Genomic DNA, 14003 nt, shown 5'->3' with positions numbered 1-14003 from the left:
TTAAAGTGCCAAAAATCTTCAAATCGACCGCATTCTCACATTTAAGTGCTAAGTGACAAGAGCGCGTATTTCCAGGACACCCATGCCAAGATCGGGCTGCTGCCGGGCTGGGGCCTGTCGCAGCGCCTACCGCGGGTCGTCGGGCCGTCGACGGCGAAGGAAATCTCCCTCACCGCCCGCCGCGTGCCTGCGACAGAGGCTGCTTCGCTTGGTTTTGTCACGCGGGTCGTGCCGGATGACGCGCTGGCCAGTGCCGCGCGCGAGGTGGCCGAGGGGATCGCGCAATGGGACCCGGCCCACATCGCACGGATCAAGGCGCTGATGGACGACGGCTATGCCCTGCCGCTGAGCGACGCGCTGGTGCTGGAAGTTGAGCGCGCCGCCGACCTTAACCGACAGGTCAAGATCGGCGGTCCAGGTCCGGCGTGACGGCAATCGCGCCCCGAATCAGCTGACGAATTCGGGGCCGACGTTCGACGTGGCCATACCGGTGCGGTCGGTCCGCCTGCCGTTGAGTGGGTCGAACAGGTGAAGCGCCTCTGCTGGCCAGTCGAGCCACGCCAGCATGTCTTCGCGCAGGGTGGTCGACTTGGGCAAGGTGGCGGCCACGGAGTCGCCCGACGGCATCCGGCAATGGGCCAGCCGCGCGGCGCCGAAATCCTCGATCAGCTCGATCCGGACTTGGACCTTGCCGGTGGCGGGCGAGAGGGAGACATCTTCGGACCGCAGCCCAAGGATCGTGTCGCCGGAGGCCCGGACGCCCGGCAGGTCGATCCTATGATCCTCCGCGCCGGTCAGATGACCAACACCATCGGCGATCCGGACGGGAAACAGCGACATCGCGGGCGAGCCAATGAAGCTGGCGGCGAAGGTCGTAGCGGGGTGGGCGTAGACCTCGGCCGGGGAGCCGATCTGTTCGATCCGGCCGCCGTTCATGACGATCAGCAGATCGGCCATGGTCATCGCCTCGACCTGATCATGGGTGACGAAGACCGAGGTTGCACCAAGCTGACGGTGCAGGCGCTTGATCTCAAGCCGCATCTGTACCCGCAGCTTGGCATCGAGGTTCGAGAGCGGTTCGTCAAACAGAAACACATCCGGCTTGCGCACGATGGCCCGGCCCATGGCGACACGTTGCCGCTGCCCGCCGGAGAGCTGCGCGGGACGGCGGTCCAGAAGCTCGGAGAGGCCGAGGATGCGGGCGGCTTCCTCGATCCGGGTCTGACGCTCGGGCTTGGGCAGGCGGGCGATCTTGAGCGGATAGGCGAGGTTCTCGGCCACGGTCATATGAGGATAGAGCGCGTAGTTCTGAAAGACCATGGCGCAACCCCGGTCCGAGGGTTCGATATCGTTCATCAAGTGATCGCCGATCCGCAGCTCTCCGCCGGTGATCTGCTCCAGCCCCGCGATCATGCGCAGCAGGGTGGACTTGCCGCAGCCCGACGGGCCGACGATAGCGGCGAAACAGCCATCCGGGATCTCGGCGTTCAGGCCATGAACCACCTGTTTGCCGTCATAGGATTTGCGGATGTCGCGGATGCTGACACCGGTCATGCGGTTGCCTCCATGTCGATGATACGGGCGCAAAGGGCGTCGACCGTCGCAGGCGTCAGGCCGATCCGGTCGAGATAGGGGTGGATGCCGCCGTAGGTCGCGTCCAGATGGGCCAGCAGATGCAGCATCGACTGCGGGTCGCTGCCCAGCACGGCGGCGGCAATGGCCGGGTCGGTGCCTTGTTCCAGAACATGTGCCTGAAGGCCGTCGATGATCGGCTCCAGCAACTCGCGCGTCATGGCATAGTCGGTGGCGATGGTCTCGGCATCCACCCCGCCAAGCGCGAGCAGCAGCGCGGCGATCAGCCCGGTGCGGTCCTTGCCGGCGGTGCAGTGGAACATGACCGCGCCATCGGGGGCCTCGGCAATCGCGGTCAGGGTCCGGGCGATGGCGTCGTGCCGCTTGTCGAGCGCCTGGGTGTAGAGCGTGCGCAGCACCTGATCTTCGGGAATGTCGTGGGGGATCCGCAGGCTCTCGAACAGCGGAATCTGAAGGTAGATCACCGCCGGATGGTCAGCAAAGGGGTTGGGGAAGCGTGCGTGTTCCGCCGCGTGCCGCAGGTCGATTACCGTAGTGAGCCCCATGGCGTGCAGCTGGTCCATCGCGGGGCCGTCCAGCCGGTGCAGGCTGTCGGCGCGCAGGATGCTGCGCCAGCGGGTGCTGCCCTGCGTGCCCGGATATCCGCCGAGGTCACGGATGTTATAGGCCCCCGGCACGGAAAGAATTCGGTCGAATTTCATCAGCGCAACCCCGATTTCATAAAGGATTGAATGACCTGCCTTTGCAGGACCACGTAAAAGATCAGGATCGGCAGGCTGGCCATGGTCGAGGCGGCCATCAGCGGACCCCATTGCGTCCCTTCCTGCGTGATGAACATCTGGATGCCGATCTGGACGACCGAATTTTCGGCCGTGCGGGTCAGCAGCAGCGGCCAGAAATATTCGTTCCAGGTCGAGATGAAGATCAGGATCGCAAGCGAGGCGATCATCCCGCGGAGGTTCGGCACGATGATCCCCCACAGAACCCGCCAATGTCCAGCCCCGTCCATGCGCGCGGCCTCGAGCACCTCTTTCGGGAAGGCGCGGATCGACTGGGTCAGCAGCATGATCGCCAGCGCATGGGCGAAATGTGGCAGGACCAGCGCCGTGACCGTGTCCAGAAGGCCAAGCCGGGCGACCAGCAGGTAGTTCGGGATCATCACGACCTGCAACGGGACCAGCCATGTCAGCGCGACCAGCCCGAAGACCACCCAGTCCAGCCGGAACCGGAAGCGTGCGAAGGCATAGGCCGCGAGCACCCCGGTCAGAAGCTGGATCACCGTGACGGAGGCGGAGACGACAACCGTGTTCCACAGCATCGCGCCCATGGGGATCGACTGAAGGGCCTGGGCGTAGTTTTCCAGCGACGGGGCCGTCGGCCAGAGCGTGCCTTCGAAGATGCGGTTGGCGGGCCTCAGGGAGCTGACGATCATCCAGTAGACCGGGAAGACGCAGATGAGCGACAGAAGGATCATGGCCGCATGGCCCGGCAGCATCCGGGTCGCGCCCGCGCGGCGGACAGCCCGGCGGCGCGGGACGGCGAAGGTCGCGGTTTCAGCTGTCATGGAAAGAATAGCGCTCCATCAGACGCAGCAGGAGGAAGGCGAGGGCGCCGAAGCCGAGGAAGAGGATCATCGCGGCGGCGGAACTCCACCCGACGGAGAGGGAGGAAAACCCGAACTCCCACAGCAGGTAGTAGATGTTCGTTGTCGCGCCGAGCGGGCCGCCTTCGGTCAGGACGTGGATATAGGAAAAGCTCCACTGTGCGCCCAGAAGGATTGTCATCATCACGAGGAAGAGGATGGTCGAACTGAGCAGCGGCAGGCGGATGTCGCGGATGATCTGCCAGCGGGTCGCGCCGTCCATCCGCGCGGCCTCGACCAGCGAGGGGTCGATATTGGCATTGGCGGCCGACAGGATAAGGGTCGCGAAGCCGACGAGCTTCCACCCGGTGATGAAGATGATCGTCCAGATGGCGATATCGGGGTCGTTCAGGAACTGGACGGGTTCGAAGCCAAGCGCCGTGATCCCGACATTCACCAGCCCGTGCCCGGGGTCGAGCAGCCAGCGGAAGACAGATGCGGCGACCACGGGGGCGATGATCATCGGCAGGAAGATCAGCGCGCGATAGATGTTGCGGGCGCGGGGCGGCAGATCTTCGGTCCAGATGGCGATGGCCAGCGGCACGAGCACCGAAAAGGGCAGCATCCCCAGCATGTAGATCGCGGTATTGCCAAGCGCCTGCCAGAGCTTGGGCAGGGCGAGGATGTTTTCGTAGTTCTTCCAGCCCACGAAAGTCTTGGGTGCGAAAGGGAGCATGTTCCAGTCGTAGAAGCTGAGCCATGCCGCCTGCACAAGCGGCGCGTAGATCCAGATGACGAAGGTGGCAATCGCCGGGAAGAGGAAGAACCAGGGCAACGAAAGGCGCCCGATCTTCAGGGATCGGCGCGGCTGTGCGCGGGCAGGGGTGTGGATATCGGCGACGGTCATTTCGGCTCCTCGAAGGAACGGGGGCGGATCGGGCCGACCCGGGGGCCGACCCGAAGTTCAGGTCAGCTTCCGGGCATCATGGCCTGGGCTCGGGCTTGCGCGCCTTGCATGATCTCGGCCACGTCGCCGTCGCCAAAGACGGCTTGCTCGGCGGCCTCCATCAGCGTTGCGGCGACTTGGCGATAGCTGGTGCCGGGGTACGACCGCCACGGCTCCATCCGCTCAAGCTGGGCGAGGTTCGGGCGGACCAGCGGGTTCGCATCGACCCAGTCCTTCAGATACTCCGGATCGTCGACGATGGCGGTCCGCAGCGGCAGGTAGCCAATCTTGGAGGTGATGATCGTGTAGCCCCGTTCGGAGGTGAGGAACTTCATCAGCTCCCACGCCGCGCGCTGCTTGACCGGGTCCTGAGAGAACATGACCAGCCCGCTGCCGGAATTGGTCGGCGACGCGGGACGCTCGCCAAAGCCCGGCATCTGCGCGGCGCGCAGTTCATAGTTGCCTTCGGCCTGGCTCAGCAGGTGGTTCTGCAGGCCAGATGAGTCGATGTACATCGCAAGCTTGCCCGCCGCCATGCTTTCCAGCGCCTCCCCGCGAGAGATATTGCCGTAGACGCCCGCATCCTTGAGACCGCGCAGCATGGCGACTGCCTCGATGGTCTCGGGCCGGTCAAAGGTGACGGCCGTGCCCGCATCGTTTATCACGCTGCCGCCGTTGGACAGGATGACGGATTGCAGCAGCCAGTCGTACGGGCCGACCTGCACGCCGATGATGCCGCCGGCAAATCCGTTGGCCTCGGTCTTGTCCTGAATGGTCAGGGCGTAGTCCTTGACCTCTTCCCATGTCTTGGGTGGCTGGTCGGGGTCCAGCCCGGCCTCACGAAAGAGGTCGGCGTTGTAGAATACCATCGGGGTGGAGAAGGTATAAGCCAGTGCATAGGTCTTGTCGCCGACCTTGCCGAGGTCGAGGCCCGAGGGGACCATGCCCTCCACATGCGCATCCCAGTCGGCCTGTGGCACGGCCTGATCAATCGGCACGGCGCCCAGCTGCTGCCCGGCGTAGGCGAGGTCCGAGAAGATCACCTGCGCGACATCCGGTGGACGGCGGGCGGCGATATCGGTCTGGACGCGGGTGCCCATGTCATTGAGGTTCACGCCGACGCCCTCGACCTTGATCATCGGGTTCGCGGCCATGAATTCTTCGATCAGCTGAACGGTCGCGTCGTGACCCTGCCCGGCGGTGGCGAGGTTGTAGTTGTAGAAACTGATCTCGACCGGTTCGATGATCTCGTCGGCCATTTGCGCCCAGACGGGGCCGGTGGCCATGGTGGCAATACCAAGCGCAAGCAGCGCGCGGCGGGATAGGGGGAAGGTCATGGTGTCTCCTGTCGGTTTGTTTGGGTGTGGTCGCGGGCCTGAGGATCAGCCCACGACCTCGGCGGCGGGTTCGGACATCAGGCGGGCGGCGTCTTCATGGCTCATCGCCATTACGGTGCGGCCTTCGGAGGGCTGGGGCAGGAAGTTCACGGTCAGCCCGCTGTCGCGCAGGGTGCAGACCGAGAATCCGGTGCCGTCGGTGGCTTCGATCGCCATGTCGCTGAAGGGCTGCATCCGGGAGTGGTGGCCGTTGCCGACAAAGACCGGGACGCCGTTCCAGATCGACACGCGGTCCTGATGGATATGGCCGCAGAAGAGGCCCAACAGGGGCCGTCCGCTCAGGACCTTGCGGAGCTTTTCGGTATCTTCGGCAGCGAGGCATTCAAAGGCCGGTTCGTCTGCACCCATCATCGGCGGGTGATGCAGGACGACCACCTTTGGCAGGTCCGCGTGACGGTCGAGCGCGGCGGCCAGCCATTCAAGCTGCGCGTCCTCAAGCGTGCCGTGGATCTGATCCGGGGTCGAGCTGTCGAGAACGATGACATGGACCCCCGCGATGACCGCCTCATGATCGTAAGGCGCGTCCAGATCGGCGCTTTCGCCCAGCATCTCGCGCCGGAAATCGGGGCGGCTGTCGTGGTTGCCAAGGGCAAAGAGGGTCGGAATATCGACGTCGTCCCAGATCGCCCGCAGGCGCTGATAGGCGACCGGGTCTTCGTTGTTGGTCAGGTCGCCGCTGACGATGATGAACTCGGGCCGGTCGGGCAGGGCGTCGATCCGGGCAAGCGCGTCCCGCAGGATCGCGGCCGTGTCGGAATAGAGGTGCGGTTCGTCAACATCTGGGTTCGACATGTGCAGGTCGGTGAGGTGAACGAAGGTCTTTGGCATCGCGGGTCTCCTTGGGCATGCCTTTCCTGATCGCGGCCGGTGGCCGCGGCGGGATGGCTGGGTCTGGCTGTTGTCCGGTGAGGCCGGAAAGGTCCGGGACTCACCGCTTGAGTTCGGGTTTTCCATCGACTAGCGTGACTATGTGACAACTGAATGAAGGTTCATTCATGAATTTGGTCAGGGCAGAAAAACCGCGCGGCGACGACAAACGGGCGCGCATTATCAAGGCAGCGGGAGAGCAGTTCGTCCTGTCCGGCCTGCAGGGTCCGATGTCGGAGATCGCCGAACGGGCGCACGTGGCGATCGGATCTCTGTACCTGTATTTCAAGTCGAAAGAAGAGTTGATCAAGGCCGTCTATGCCGATCTGGCCGCCGAGATGACGGCGTTTCTGGTCCGCGAACCCGCCCCGGACGAGCCTCATGAAGAGCGGGTGAAGCGTTACATACGGGACTACCTCGATTTCATCGCGATGGATCCGGATCGGGCGAGCCTGTTCGGTTACTGAAGTGGTCCTATCATTTCGGACAGGTTTGCAGCGTTTCTAAGGTGTATCGGGTTTAGGTTTCATGCTGCTTTTTGCTTTTCCAAGCCTGCCCAATATGCGTCGTCTGGCGTCCGCCGATCAAGCCCGGAATGGGGCCGCTTGGTGTTGTAGAAGGCCATCCAGTCCTTAACGACGCGCCGCGCCTGGAAGCCGTCGGTGATTTCCTCAAGGTAGATGGCCTCTTGTTTCAGGCTTCGCCAGAGGCGCTCGATGAAGATGTTGTCGAGGTAACGGCCGCGCCCATCCATCGAGATGCGCACGCCTGCCTCGGTCAACGTCGCGATCCAGGCTGATCCCGTGAACTGCGACCCTTGATCCGTATTCATGATCTCCGGTGGGCCGTGTTTCGCGATGGCCTCGTTCAGAGCCTCGACACAGAAGTCGGCATGCATCGTGTTCGACAGCCGCCAGCTGAGCACCTTGCGCGTGGCCCAATCCATGATGGCAAGCAGATACAGGAAGCCGTTCTTGACAGGCACGAAGGTGATATCCGCACACCAGACCTGGTTGGGTCGGTCGATCTGCATTTTCCTCAGCAGATACGGATAAACCGGGTGCTGCGGATGCCGCTGGCTGGTTCTGGGGCGCTTGTAGATTGCCTCCAGCCCCATCTTCGCCATCAGTCGGCGCACGCGATGGCGGCCCACGACGGTGCCTTCCCGGCGCAGATAGGCCGCGATCTGGCGTGACCCGAAGAACGGATACTTCGTGAACACGCGGTCAATCTCTTTCATCATCGCCAGCGTCTCGGCATCAACACCGACCGGCGTGTAGTAGAACGCCGACCGGCTCAGGTTCACCAGCTTGCATTGCCGGCTGATGCTCAGTTCGGGATGGTCGCGCTGGACCATCGACCGTTTCTTTGCCGGGCTCACCTCTTGAGCCCTTCCGACAAAAAATCGTTCTCCACCGCCAGCCTCCCGATCTTGGCGTGAAGCTCCTTGACTTCGGCTTCGGTCGGGCCGCTTTGCTTGCCGCCCGAGAATACGTCCGCCATGCCCTCGATGGCCTGCCGCTTCCACGTGCTGACCTGGTTAGGGTGCAGCTGATGCTTCGCCGCGATCTCCTGCACGGTCTTGTCGCCACGCAGCGCTTCCAACGCCACCTTGGCTTTAAACTGGTCTGTAAAGTTCCGGCGCTTCGCCATTCTCGTATCCCTTCAAAGGTTTGGGATACACCTTAGCCGACTGTCCGGATTCCTGGGACCACTTCAGTGGCGCATGGGTCGACAAGTTTGTGTCGCAAAGCAGTGTTTGAGCTACTCCCCATCTCTTGGACAGGATCTGGCGTAATTTAAGCTACTCGTTGCACCTGCTGATCGGGTTGGTTGATATCATTTCTCTGCCAGTAGACCAGCGCCGGAGGCTGGCCGCCCAGGGCTGAATGCGGGCGCTGGTGGTTGTAGAAGGTCATCCATTTCCGGATGGCCTCTTTCGTCTCCGATCCGGTCTCCCAAGCATGCAGGTAGACGCATTCGTATTTCAGGGTGCGCCACAACCTCTCGATGAAGATGTTGTCGAGGAACCGGCCTTTCCCATCCATCGATATCCTCACCCCTGATCGGCGGAGCCGATCCGTCCAGGCAAAGGACGTGAACTGGGATCCTTGATCGGTATTCATGATCTCGGGCGGGCCGAAGTTGTGGATGGCCTCGTTCAACGCGTCGACGCAGAACTGGGCTTCCAACGTGTTCGAGATCCGCCAGGACAGAACCTTGCGGTTGTGCCAGTCCATGATCGCCACGAGGTAGAGGAACCCGCGTCTCATAGGCAGATAGGTGATATCCGAGCACCAGACCTGGTTTGGGCGTTCTACCCGCAGCCCTCTGAGCAGGTAGGGATAGGTCTTGTGCCCCTTCGCCGGCCTGCTTGTGTTGGGTTTCTGATAGATCGGCATCAACCCTGTCACTTAGCACTTAAAGATGATAATCTGATCTTCCTTATTTCAATGACTTAGCTTTGCCCCTAAATGTGAGAATTGGCACTTAAATTAATAATGGAGACTGGACTTTAGCCCTTAATTCGATAATTGTGGCTCCGATTTTGTCGGGTTCTCATTGTGACCGAACCACTTCTATACGAGATAGACGACGCCGTGTGGGCAGAAGCCTGTCGCCGTGCGGCTGCGATCCGCAGATTCCTGGAATCCAGTTCCGGTGAGTCAACAGTGGCCGCTATTGCCGATCTTGCCTCCGAACTGCAGGTCAGCCAAGCGACGACCTACCGTTTGCTGAGGCGGTTTCGGGCGGACGGAACTGTCATGTCGCTCGTTGAGACCAAGCGCGGACGCCCGACGGGCCATCGCGCTTTGGATGCTCGGCGCGAGGAGATCATCGAGAAGGCAATCCGCACGTACTATCTGAAACCGACCCGGCCACCGGTCTCGCAGCTGGTGCGGGACATTGAAACGGATTGCGCTTCGGCAGGATTGAAGTCGCCGCATCGCCGAACGATCGAGCGGCGGCTGGGCGACCTGGACCTGCGCCACCGGGCGCAGCGTCGGGGCGAAACGCGGACCGTAAAAGCAACGACGGCGGTCCCGGGAACACTGAGCACCTCCCGACCCCTCGAGATTGTTCAGATCGATCACACGAAGGCCGACATCTTTGTCGTCGATGAGGAAACCCGCGAACCAATCGGACGACCGTGGCTGACCCTGGCCATGGATGTCTTTAGCCGTATGGTGACGGGCTTCTACTTGACCATGGATGCGCCATCCCGGCTTTCGACGAGCCTATGCCTGCTGCATTCGGTCTATGACAAGACGGCCTGGCTCAAAGCGCGCGAGATCGAAGAGCCCTGGCCCGTGGCCGGCCTTCCCGACCGGGTGCATGTGGACAATGGCGCGGATTTCCGGAGTCGCGCGTTCAAACGTGGCTGCGAGAATGCAGGCATTGCGATCGACTGGCGACCGCCGGGTACGCCGCGCTTCGGCGGACATATCGAGCGTTTGATCGGCACCCAGATGGGACGGCTGCACCTGTTGCCCGGTACGACCTTCAGCAACGCTCAGGACCTCGCGGAGTATGATTCAAGAAAACATGCGGCGCTGACCCTGCGCGAGTTGGAGCGCTATATCGCCCTCGACATTGTCGGGTCCTATCATCAATCCATCCACAGCTCGCTGAGCCGCCCTCCCCTCGCCGTCTGGTGGGACCATGAAGGCGAGATCCCTCTGCGGCTGCCTGAGGATCGATTGCAGTTCTGGGTCTCTTTCCTGCCGGAGCAGGAACGGACCTTGCGTCCAACCGGCATTCACCTGTTCGATCTGCGCTACTGGTCAGCCGCACTCAGCGCCGATGTCGGCCGGACTGAGCGGCGGCTTCTCGTGAAGTATGATCCGCGTGATATGTCGCGTGTGTTCGTGCGGCGGCCCTCAGGCAACTTCGTCGAAGCCCGCTACGCGGACCTGACCCTGGCACCCATTTCCCTGCACGAGGCTTTGACGGCGCGTCGCACCCTGCGTGAGAAAGGGCGGCGTGAAGTCGATAGCCGCGCGGTTGTGAGGACCGCACTCGAACAGCGGAAGTTGGTTGATGAGGCCGTAAACAGAACCGCTGCCGTGCGGCGCGGCAAAGCTCAGCCGAGGCGTGCCGACGACCTCCGGGATACGGGCACGCTCCGTGGTGTCGACTCCAGCAAACCGGTGCCTTTTGTTGAGGACACCGAATGAGCTGGAGCCATAATGACGAACGATCACCCTCATCTTACCGCCGACGCGGCAGCCCTGCTGTCTGAACCCCAGGCGGGACGCATTCGCGCCATCAGGTCCCGCCGTTGGGTTCTCTACCCTCGCGCAAAGCAAGCCCTCGATCGCCTCGAGGCGCTCCTTGATCATCCGAGAGGTTCCCGCATGCCGTCTGTCGCGATCTATGGCGACAGCGGGATGGGCAAGACCATGATCATGCAACGCTTCCGCGATCAGCATCCGCCACATCTTGATCGCCGTACCGGGATTCTGAAGACACCGGTCCTGGCCATGGAAATGGTTAGCCGCCCCGGCGAGCGGCGCTTCTATGGTGAACTGCTTTCCCTCCTCGGCGCACCCCAGGCACCGCGGGCCGATATTGCTCAGATGGAACAGGCGACGCTGCGGATTATGAAGGCAATCGGCACCCAGGTTCTGGTCATCGACGAGGTCCACAACATCCTCGCCGGGACCTATCGAGAGCAACGTATCGTGCTCAACATGCTGCGCTTTCTCAGCAATCGGCTCCAAATCTCACTGGTCTGCTTCGGCGTGAACGACGCCCGGGAAGCCATCGGCGGTGACGTTCAACTTGCGCGACGCTTCGAGCAACTCACCCTGAACCGTTGGGCCGCCAACGAAGACTTCGAGACGCTGATCGCGTCGATCCTGCGCAATACGCCATTGCGGCGACCCTCTGTGCTGACGCCGAAATCCCTGCGGCGCATTCTGCAGATTACGGACGGTATCACGGCGAACATCTTCCAGATGCTGGGCAGTCTTGCGATCGAGGCTATCGAGAGCGGGACCGAACACATCACCGACGGCGCCGTCGAGGCTTGGGTGCCTGCATTTGATGCCGAAGCGGTCTTCGCATGACGGGACCCCTGCCCGTCACCTTGCCACCTCTGCGCGGCGAAGTCCTGTCATCCTGGATCAGTCGCCACGCGGACTTCTATGGCGTCACGCCGTTGACCATGTTGCGCCATGGATTGCCGGATGCGACATCCCTTGAGGCAATCGATTTTTCCCTGACCAACGCCCAAGCGAACCGGATTGCGGGGATGTTCGGTGTCAGCCCGCAACTTGTACGCAGCCTGAGCTTCGCGGGTGCCCCCAAAGCGGCTCACCGGTTCATCGCCAAGAGTCCAATGCAGCGTTGCGGGCGGTGCACTCAAACCGATGTCAGCCCTCCGCCAATTCTTAGAAGCGAATTGCAGGGGTGGCGGATCACTTGCTCGCACTGTGGGGAACCCTACCAGGACAAGACCACCAGTGACGGCGAACGGACGCTTGAGCCATATCGCGCGGCAGCACGTCGCGGTGAGACCTTGTTGAACAACCACGCAGAGCGCCGCGTGGAAACATGGCTGCCACCTCTGGAGATCGCGCGGCTTCTGCTCATGCGCCGCATCCCCTGGCCGCCCCCGCGTGACGGCGATCTCTGGCGCTACCGGCTCCTCGGCGCCATCGTCCCCGATTTCGATGCCATACTGGCCAGGGAGACTTCGTTTCCACATTCGCCAAAACACCCCATCCTGCCACTCTGCATCCGACCCGCGCTCCTGGCAGGCGTGGCGATCATTGACCGCGCAGGGCCACCGATGCTGAAGATGCTGCACGGGCACATGATGGGCGAGAACAGAAAGCGCTTTGTCATGGCGACAGACCATTTGGTAAGCCCGGCGATCGAGTGGGGACCACCCCAGCAGTTCCAACTGATATGAAACCCGGGCCAGATGATTCTCAGCTTAAAGTGCCAAAAATCTTCAAATCGACCGCATTCTCACATTTAAGTGCTAAGTGACACGGTCCCGATCAAGTCGCGCGCATGCAGCCGGCCGATCAGGTCGCGGCTGATCTCCTTGCCGAAGATGTCCTTGAGCCCGTCGCGCGTGATCGGCTGATGGTAGGCGATGGCGGCCAGAACTGCGACGTCGAATTCACTCAAGTCCAGTAATTGATTACCGACATCTGCCGCCGCGCGGATCGCAGGGGCGTAGGCAGGTAGGGTCCGGAAAATCCACCCGCCGGCGACCTGCGCGATTTCGAACGCCCTCCTCTCCAAATCGGCGCTGAGGTCCTCGACCAGCAGGTCAATCGACACCCCCTGCCCCACGACGCGCGCGAGGTCGTCGCGCGGCACCGGCGCGGCAGAGGCGAAGAGCACCGCCTCGATCCGGCGCATCCATTCGCGCCAGCGCAGCTCTGGCGGCAGGTCGGCCAGCTCGCGATCCAGTTCGGGGTCAGAGCGATCCTTCGCCATCGCTACACCCCGTAAAGCCGAAAGGTGTCGCGCCCGGTCAGCTCGCGCACCGCGCCGAGGTCGACCAGCCGGTCACAGAGCCGCCGCGCGGCGCGATCCGGCAAAGGCAAAGCCGAAGGTGCCATCGCATCACGGGTCAGGAACATCTCGACCGCTTCTCCTGCCCCCTTGGCCCGCAGCTTGGGTGCGACTGCCTTCAGATGCGCCGCCCGGCGCGCGAGATCTGCCGCGAGGCGCACTGCTTCGACCACCGAGGAGACAACAGCGCGATAACAAGCAAGGCGAAGGTCATCGCCCTGTTTGCGCAATTCGGCGCGTTTCAGGCCTGCGGCCAGCAGCGGCACGAGATGATCCCAACCGAATGTTTGGGCGAGAGCCACATCCGCGAGGACCAGCGAAGCTACGTCAGCGCGTGGCGCCTCCGTTAGCACGGCCTCCAGCACCATCGCGGCCCGAATCACCGGCGCCCCCTTCCCTGCATTGAGCCACATCGCGATCTTGCCCGACTCGAAGGCCGGCAAGGCTCGACCCAGAGCCTTGGTCGACACAGGCCGCTCCACCGCGCGCCGCCAGGCGAGGCAGGTCTCGCCAGCCGGTCCCGGCAGATCGCCAGAGCGCAATAAATGCACCGCGTCGCGCAGATCCCCTGCTCTCTCCAGGCGCCCCGAAAACGCGACACAGGCCTCCGCTGCGCGCAGCGCGAGCCGGTCCCGCAACAAGGCTTGGGGCACCTCCGCGCGTCCTAGCACAAGATGCAGGTGGTTCAGCGCCGCGCCCGACAAAAACGCAACATCTTCAAGGGTTTCAGCGCGTGCAGAGGTGACCCAAGCGGGCATTCGGGGTATCGTGTCGAGGTCGCTCATGTGATCGGGCCGGGCAAATGTCATGCCGGAAGCCTACATCGTCGCGGCGCTTTCCACCAGTAAATAGTACATAAACCGCCCCGCCTTGTCGTTCCTGTTTATGTCCAATAAGTTTGCATTATCGGACACAAAAGGATATGCTCAGAGGCATGTCAGTGTCGTTTTAGTTTCATGGTGTCGGATAGCCGGAATTCATGAGATTCAAGCACTTCCCTGAAAAACGAGCCGGGGTTCATGAGATTCCGTACCGGTATTTATGAGACTGGATGAGCCGGAGTTTGTGAGACTGGCGTTGT

13 protein-coding genes and 2 pseudogenes are annotated in these 14003 nt (G+C 62.4%); 5 read left to right on the top strand and 10 right to left on the bottom strand.

All coding sequences use genetic code 11. The features are described from left to right. Window positions 1-45 precede the first annotated feature (45 nt). The gene (locus ACRARG_RS18665; protein ID WP_067264167.1) at window positions 46-429 is read left to right on the top strand and encodes an enoyl-CoA hydratase-related protein; all 384 of its coding nucleotides are present in this window, start codon (window positions 46-48) and stop codon (window positions 427-429) included. 18 nt (window positions 430-447) lie between these two features. Here ACRARG_RS18665 and ugpC read toward each other — a convergent pair whose 3' ends face one another. The 6 genes from ugpC to ACRARG_RS18635 all read right to left on the bottom strand — a co-directional run bounded on the left by ugpC (window position 448) and on the right by ACRARG_RS18635 (window position 6346). Next, window positions 448-1554: a sn-glycerol-3-phosphate ABC transporter ATP-binding protein UgpC gene (gene ugpC / locus ACRARG_RS18660; protein WP_067264170.1), complete on the bottom strand. Its 1107-nt coding sequence runs from the start codon at window positions 1552-1554 to the stop codon at window positions 448-450. Further along, the gene (locus tag ACRARG_RS18655) at window positions 1551-2294 is read right to left on the bottom strand and encodes a tyrosine-protein phosphatase (protein ID WP_067267189.1); all 744 of its coding nucleotides are present in this window, start codon (window positions 2292-2294) and stop codon (window positions 1551-1553) included. The genes ugpC and ACRARG_RS18655 overlap by 4 nt, the downstream gene beginning before the upstream one ends. Beyond that, the gene (locus ACRARG_RS18650; RefSeq protein WP_067263926.1) at window positions 2294-3157 is read right to left on the bottom strand and encodes a carbohydrate ABC transporter permease; all 864 of its coding nucleotides are present in this window, start codon (window positions 3155-3157) and stop codon (window positions 2294-2296) included. Before ACRARG_RS18650 ends, ACRARG_RS18655 begins: the two co-directional genes overlap by 1 nt. After that, window positions 3147-4082, bottom strand: a complete 936-nt coding sequence (locus ACRARG_RS18645) for a carbohydrate ABC transporter permease (RefSeq protein WP_082852031.1) — start codon at window positions 4080-4082, stop codon at window positions 3147-3149. Before ACRARG_RS18645 ends, ACRARG_RS18650 begins: the two co-directional genes overlap by 11 nt. A gap of 62 nt (window positions 4083-4144) precedes the next feature. Continuing rightward, window positions 4145-5458, bottom strand: coding sequence for an ABC transporter substrate-binding protein (locus ACRARG_RS18640; protein WP_432691721.1), 1314 nt, complete (start codon window positions 5456-5458; stop codon window positions 4145-4147). A 45-nt stretch (window positions 5459-5503) separates the two neighbouring features. Beyond that, complete coding sequence (locus tag ACRARG_RS18635) at window positions 5504-6346, bottom strand: metallophosphoesterase (protein ID WP_067264461.1); 843 nt, start codon at window positions 6344-6346, stop codon at window positions 5504-5506. Between the two features lie 167 nt (window positions 6347-6513). On the opposite strand from ACRARG_RS18635, the gene ACRARG_RS18630 reads away from it, so the two are divergent. Then, window positions 6514-6852: a TetR/AcrR family transcriptional regulator gene (locus tag ACRARG_RS18630; protein WP_067264464.1), complete on the top strand. Its 339-nt coding sequence runs from the start codon at window positions 6514-6516 to the stop codon at window positions 6850-6852. A gap of 59 nt (window positions 6853-6911) precedes the next feature. Here the strand turns inward: ACRARG_RS18630 and ACRARG_RS18625 are convergent. Both ACRARG_RS18625 and ACRARG_RS18620 read right to left on the bottom strand, forming a co-directional pair. Then, window positions 6912-8038, bottom strand: a protein-coding gene (locus tag ACRARG_RS18625) for an IS3 family transposase (protein ID WP_371931096.1) whose coding sequence is annotated in 2 segments (ribosomal slippage) — window positions 6912-7768 and window positions 7768-8038 — 1128 coding nt in all. Because the reading frame shifts where the segments join, the coding sequence is not laid out codon by codon here. Window positions 8039-8184: 146 nt separating this feature from the next. Then, window positions 8185-8793: pseudogene (locus ACRARG_RS18620) on the bottom strand (IS3 family transposase); the annotation flags it as partial. Window positions 8794-8949: 156 nt separating this feature from the next. On the opposite strand from ACRARG_RS18620, the gene ACRARG_RS18615 reads away from it, so the two are divergent. From ACRARG_RS18615 to ACRARG_RS18605, 3 genes are read left to right on the top strand one after another with little or no spacing between them, the layout of a single operon-like run. Beyond that, a complete protein-coding gene (locus ACRARG_RS18615; RefSeq protein ID WP_107817728.1) occupies window positions 8950-10563 on the top strand; it encodes a TnsB C-terminal domain-containing protein in 1614 nt (537 codons plus the stop codon). Window positions 10564-10575: 12 nt separating this feature from the next. Then, complete coding sequence (locus ACRARG_RS18610; RefSeq protein WP_067267035.1) at window positions 10576-11457, top strand: TniB family NTP-binding protein; 882 nt, start codon at window positions 10576-10578, stop codon at window positions 11455-11457. Continuing rightward, on the top strand, window positions 11454-12305 hold the full coding sequence (locus ACRARG_RS18605) for a TniQ family protein (protein ID WP_082852112.1): 852 nt from the start codon (window positions 11454-11456) through the stop codon (window positions 12303-12305). The genes ACRARG_RS18610 and ACRARG_RS18605 overlap by 4 nt, the downstream gene beginning before the upstream one ends. A gap of 83 nt (window positions 12306-12388) precedes the next feature. Here the strand turns inward: ACRARG_RS18605 and scpB are convergent. Next, a pseudogene (gene scpB / locus ACRARG_RS18600) lies at window positions 12389-12844 on the bottom strand (SMC-Scp complex subunit ScpB); the annotation flags it as partial. Window positions 12845-12846: 2 nt separating this feature from the next. Continuing rightward, window positions 12847-13731: a DUF1403 family protein gene (locus tag ACRARG_RS18595; protein WP_107817727.1), complete on the bottom strand. Its 885-nt coding sequence runs from the start codon at window positions 13729-13731 to the stop codon at window positions 12847-12849. Between the last annotated feature and the right edge of the window lie 272 nt (window positions 13732-14003).

Origin of the sequence: Pseudooceanicola profundi (assembly GCF_050897955.1) — a bacterium.
Lineage (GTDB): Bacteria > Pseudomonadota > Alphaproteobacteria > Rhodobacterales > Rhodobacteraceae > Pseudooceanicola.
Note: the sequence above shows the minus strand (reverse complement) of the source record. Positions and strands in the feature narration are given on the sequence as shown.

Excerpts from the sequence above, each read along its gene's own strand:
- ugpC (WP_067264170.1), bottom strand. The coding sequence starts at position 1,554 with ATGACCGGTGTCAGCATCCGCGACATCCGCAAATCCTATGACGGCAAA.
- ACRARG_RS18655 (WP_067267189.1), bottom strand. The coding sequence starts at position 2,294 with ATGAAATTCGACCGAATTCTTTCCGTGCCGGGGGCCTATAACATCCGT.
- ACRARG_RS18650 (WP_067263926.1), bottom strand. The coding sequence starts at position 3,157 with ATGACAGCTGAAACCGCGACCTTCGCCGTCCCGCGCCGCCGGGCTGTC.
- ACRARG_RS18645 (WP_082852031.1), bottom strand. The coding sequence starts at position 4,082 with ATGACCGTCGCCGATATCCACACCCCTGCCCGCGCACAGCCGCGCCGA.
- ACRARG_RS18640 (WP_432691721.1), bottom strand. The coding sequence starts at position 5,458 with ATGACCTTCCCCCTATCCCGCCGCGCGCTGCTTGCGCTTGGTATTGCC.
- ACRARG_RS18635 (WP_067264461.1), bottom strand. The coding sequence starts at position 6,346 with ATGCCAAAGACCTTCGTTCACCTCACCGACCTGCACATGTCGAACCCA.
- ACRARG_RS18630 (WP_067264464.1), top strand. The coding sequence starts at position 6,514 with ATGAATTTGGTCAGGGCAGAAAAACCGCGCGGCGACGACAAACGGGCG.
- ACRARG_RS18610 (WP_067267035.1), top strand. The coding sequence starts at position 10,576 with ATGACGAACGATCACCCTCATCTTACCGCCGACGCGGCAGCCCTGCTG.
- ACRARG_RS18605 (WP_082852112.1), top strand. The coding sequence starts at position 11,454 with ATGACGGGACCCCTGCCCGTCACCTTGCCACCTCTGCGCGGCGAAGTC.
- ACRARG_RS18595 (WP_107817727.1), bottom strand. The coding sequence starts at position 13,731 with ATGACATTTGCCCGGCCCGATCACATGAGCGACCTCGACACGATACCC.